Below are 4,385 nucleotides of genomic sequence, written 5' to 3' on the forward strand. Positions count from 1 at the left end.
CCCTCGCTTTGGTCCGGACACCCCGGGGCGGTACGGTCGACGGTCGTAGAGCACGTAGAGAAAGGGCGTCGATGGCGATTGCCAAGGCCGAACGGCTGATGAACCTGGCGCTGTGCCTGCTGGGTACCCGTCGCCCGCTCAGCAAGCGTGAACTCCGCGGGTCCATCGAGGCCTATCTGGAAGCCGGCACGGACGAGTCCTTCAACCGGATGTTCGAGCGGGACAAGGACGATCTGCGCGAGCTCGGCCTCGTCATCGAGACGGTGGAGAACCTGGACGGGGACACCGGCTACCTCGCCCGCCGCGACAGCAACCGGCTGCCCCCCATCACGCTGGACGCCGAGGAGGCCGCCGCCCTCGGACTCGCCGCCAAGGTCTGGCAGCAGGCCCGCCTCGCCGGGGCCGCCAGCGGCGCGCTGCAGAAGCTCCGGGCCGCCGGAATGCCCGAGACCGGGGACGCCTACGAGGTGCACAGCGCCCTGGAGCCCCGCATCCCGGTCCACGAGGCGGCCTTCGAGCCGCTGATGCTCGCGTGCCGCGACCGCCGCCCGGTCACCTTCGACTACCGCAAGGCCAACGCCGCCCGCCCCGAACAGCGCCAGGTCGAACCCTGGACGCTGGAGTGCTGGCGCGGCCACTGGTACCTGGCCGGATGGGATCGCGGACGGGGAGCCGAACGCGTGTTCCGCCTGTCCCGGATCTCCGGGAAGGTGCGCTCCCGGGCCGGAGTGTTCTCCGCCCCGGTGCCCGACGTCGTCACCGTCCGCGAGACCGTGGAGAGCTGGGCCGGCGAGACCGCGACCAGGACCGCCCGGATCAGGCTGCGCAAGGGGGCCGGCTACCCGCTGCGGTCCCGTGCGATATCGCTCCGGGAGCTCGGCGACGGCTGGGAGGAGCTGGAGATCCCGTACGGACACGGACTGGACGCCTGGCTCGTCGAGTTCGGGCCGGACGTCGTCGTGAGCGAACCCGCCGATCTGCGGGCCGATGTGATGGACCGGCTGCGCGCCGTGGCCAAGGACTGAGGGGACGCCCGCCCGTGGCCACCAACGCCATCGACCAGACCCGCCGGATGCTCTCCCTGGTGACCTACCTGCGTGAGCGCCCCGGCGCGCACGTCCAGGACGTCGCCCGGGCCTTCGGGATCACCGAGGACGAGCTGATCTCCGACCTCGACGTACTCCCCATGTGCGGCACCAGCTTCCGCGGCGGTGACCTCCTGGACATCGACACCGACGGCGACCGCATCTGGTGGCACAACCCGGACGACGTCGCCGAGCCCCTGCGGCTCGCCGCCGACGAGGCCACCGCCCTGCTCGTCGCCGCCCGCGCCGTCGCCACACTGCCCGGGCTGCGCGAGAGCGACCGGCAGGCGCTGGTGCGCGCGACCGCGAAGCTGGAGACCGCGGCCGGCGAGGTGGGGGCGGCGAGTTCCCGGCTCTCGGTCACCTTCGAGTCCGAGGGCGGCGTCTTCGCGGAGGTGGACCGGGCCATCTCCGAGCGGCGCCGGCTCTGGCTGCGCTACTACTCGCCCGCCCGTGACGAGCTCACCGAGCGCGAGGTGGACCCGATCAGGCTGTTCGCCGTCGGCCACACCTACATGGAGGGCTGGTGCCGGCTGTCCGAGGCGCGGCGCACCTTCCGGCTCGACCGGGTCGCCGAGATCCGCCTGCTCGACGCACCGTCGGCGCCGCCCGAGCTGGAGCTGCGGGACCTCTCCGAAGGGCTGGTGCAGCCGGCGGCCGAGGACCCGGAGGTCGTGATCGAGGTGGGACCCGGCGGACGATGGGTCGCCGAGTACTACCCGCACGACAGCGCCGAGGAGCTCCCCGACGGCGGCATGCGGATCACCCTGCGCACCCCGGACCCGGCCTCGCTGCGCCGCCTGGCGCTGCGGCTGGGCGGCGAGGGGCGCATCACGGCACCGCGGGAACTGGCCGAGAGCGCCCGGACGGCGGCCCGCGAGGCACTGGCCGCCTACGACGGCGTGCTCTGAGCGGCCGTCCGCACGTGCACGGAGGAGACGGAGGTCACATGACGGGAACACCACAGGGGCGTAGCGGGCCGGTCCCGGTCCCGGTGGCCGCCGCCGTACGGTTCAGGGCCGCCTGCCCGGACTGCCGCGGGCGGTTCGAGCTCGCCGCCGGGTCCCTGCGCCTGGCGATAGGGGCCAGCCGCCGCACGACCTTCTACTCCTTCACCTGTCCCGAGTGCGGCTCCGCCGTCCGCAAGCCGGCCGGGGAGCGCATCGTCGAACTCCTCACCGGCGGTGGCGTGCGGTCGCTGCGCCTCCACACCGCCGCCCGCTGACCCGGCGGTGACGACACACGGATCGAGGCTCGTCCATGTTCTGGCCCATGCTCGCCATCGCCCTCGGATTCCTCGGCCTCGCCGTACTGGGCGTCCTGGCCGTGAAGGTGTTCGTGGAAGCCCGACGGCTCGGCGCACAGGTGGCGGAGACCACCCGGCGCATCAACCGGGCGGCCGAGGACCTCGAACGAGCGGCCACCACGCTCGCGGACACCGGCGAGGCCCTGCGGTAGGGGAGCGCCCCTCCTGATCCGCGGGTCCGAGGGGTACGCTGCTGAGGTCGGCCCAGGCAGGGAGGTGGGGGCCGCAAGCGGGAGTACGCACGGGCATTGCCTCGTGTTTACCCCCGCGGGTTACGATCGCTGCCAGCGCGAAGGTCGGACGTCTGTCCCTCCGAACGGGTAGCGAGCCCACCCTCCAGTCGCCTCAGTGAGAAGGAAGTCGCACATGATCATCGGCAATCTGAAGCCCCTCGAGATCGTTCTGATCATCGCTGTCATCCTGCTGCTCTTCGGTGCCAAGAAGCTCCCCGACATGGCGCGTTCGCTCGGCAAGTCGGCCCGCATCCTCAAGAGCGAGGCCAAGGCCATGAAGAAGGACGACGCGGAACCCGCGGCGCCCACCACGGAGACCGTCGCGGACGCCACCCCGCAGGCGACCACCGCCCGGACGATCCAGGCCGCCCCGGGGGACGTCACCAGCTCCCGCCCGGTCGGCGAGGCCAAGCCCACCACCCAGAGCTGACAGCTGATCCGCACCACCGGCAGCTGCCGCACGAGACGAGGGAAGTGGGTTGCTCAAGTCTGCCCGCAAGCAGGAGAAGGACGACGAGGGGCGGATGCCCCTCCTCGATCACCTGCGTGAGCTGCGCAACCGACTGCTGAAGTCGGTCCTGGCCATCGTGGTCGCCGTCATCGCGGCAGCGTTCTTCCAGAAGGAAATCTTCGAGTTCCTGATGAAGCCGATCCTGGACTCGGTCGGCTGCAAGAACGGCGCCGTGACCATGGTCAACGGCCGGCCGTGCGCGGAGATGACCACCAACGGTCTGCTCTCCCCCTTCACCATCGCGCTGAAGGTGTCCCTCATGACCGGCGTGCTGGTGGCCACCCCCGTGTGGCTGTACCAGCTCTGGGCCTTCGTGGCACCCGGCCTGCACAAGCAGGAGAAGCGCTACTCGATCGCCTTCGTCGCCGCCGGGGTCCCGCTCTTCGTCGCCGGCGCCTACCTCGCGTACTCGATCCTGCCGCAGACCGCCGAGATCATGCTCGGCTTCACCCCCGACAACGTGCGCAACCTGCTGCCGCTCGACGACTTCCTCGACCTGATCACCCGCATGGTGATCGTGTTCGGGCTCGCCTTCGAACTACCGCTGCTGCTCATCCTGCTCAACATGACCGGCGTCCTGTCCGGCGCCCGCATGCTGCGCTGGTGGCGCGGGATGCTGGTCGGGCTCACGGCCTTCGCCGCGATCGCCACCCCGGGTGGGGAGCCCATCTCGATGCTCCTGCTGGCCGGCCCGCTCGCCGTCCTCTACTTCATCGCCGTGGGCGTCTCCCTGCTCAACGACAAGCGCAGGCGGCGCTCGAACCCGGACGCCGAGCTCGACGACGACGAGGCGTCGAGGCTGGACCTGACTCCCGAGGCCGTCGGCGCGGTGGAGCCGGTGTCCTCCCGGGCCGCCCTGCCCGAGCAGGCCGGCTCGGGTGCGGACGGCGGGCGCTCGCACCGGCTCAACGGTTACGACGACATCACCTGACCTTGTAGGGTCCCCGGGTGACCAGCGAGATCACCCTCTTCGTCAATCCCACCGCGGGAAGCGGCCGGGGCGCGCGAGCCGCGCAGCCGGCCGCTTCCGCGTTGCGGGACGCCGGATTCTCCGTACGGACCATCCTCGGCGAGGACGCCGGTGACGCCCTGCGGCGGGCCCGGGACGCGGTGGCCCGGGGGACGGGGGCGCTCGTGGCCGTGGGCGGGGACGGCCTGGTGTCCCTCGCCCTCCAGGCCGTGGCGGGGACGGAGACGCCCCTGGGCGTCGTCGCCGTCGGTACCGGCAACGACTTCGCCCGCGCCCTCGG

General features: G+C 71.8%; 7 protein-coding genes. All 7 read left to right on the forward strand.

Annotated elements, in window-relative coordinates:
- The first annotated feature begins 71 nt into the window (after positions 1-71).
- The gene (locus tag ABZ371_RS29465; protein ID WP_358685245.1) at positions 72-1,025 is read left to right on the forward strand and encodes a WYL domain-containing protein; all 954 of its coding nucleotides are present in this window, start codon (positions 72-74) and stop codon (positions 1,023-1,025) included.
- A gap of 14 nt (positions 1,026-1,039) precedes the next feature.
- Complete coding sequence (locus ABZ371_RS29470; protein WP_358685247.1) at positions 1,040-1,996, forward strand: WYL domain-containing protein; 957 nt, start codon at positions 1,040-1,042, stop codon at positions 1,994-1,996.
- A gap of 38 nt (positions 1,997-2,034) precedes the next feature.
- Positions 2,035-2,310 carry a hypothetical protein gene (locus ABZ371_RS29475; protein ID WP_358685250.1) on the forward strand — a complete coding sequence of 92 codons (276 nt, stop codon included), beginning with the start codon at positions 2,035-2,037 and terminating at the stop codon, positions 2,308-2,310.
- 35 nt (positions 2,311-2,345) lie between these two features.
- Positions 2,346-2,543, forward strand: coding sequence for a hypothetical protein (locus ABZ371_RS29480; RefSeq protein ID WP_358685253.1), 198 nt, complete (start codon positions 2,346-2,348; stop codon positions 2,541-2,543).
- A 217-nt stretch (positions 2,544-2,760) separates the two neighbouring features.
- Complete coding sequence (gene tatA, locus ABZ371_RS29485) at positions 2,761-3,054, forward strand: Sec-independent protein translocase subunit TatA (RefSeq protein WP_358685261.1); 294 nt, start codon at positions 2,761-2,763, stop codon at positions 3,052-3,054.
- Between the two features lie 49 nt (positions 3,055-3,103).
- The gene (tatC, locus tag ABZ371_RS29490) at positions 3,104-4,066 is read left to right on the forward strand and encodes a twin-arginine translocase subunit TatC (RefSeq protein WP_358685255.1); all 963 of its coding nucleotides are present in this window, start codon (positions 3,104-3,106) and stop codon (positions 4,064-4,066) included.
- Between the two features lie 17 nt (positions 4,067-4,083).
- Positions 4,084-4,385: acylglycerol kinase family protein (locus ABZ371_RS29495; protein ID WP_358685258.1), on the forward strand; the 302-nt coding region annotated here is incomplete at its 3' end.

It is taken from the genome of Streptomyces sp. NPDC005899, assembly GCF_040629645.1.
In the GTDB taxonomy this organism is placed as follows: domain Bacteria; phylum Actinomycetota; class Actinomycetes; order Streptomycetales; family Streptomycetaceae; genus Streptomyces.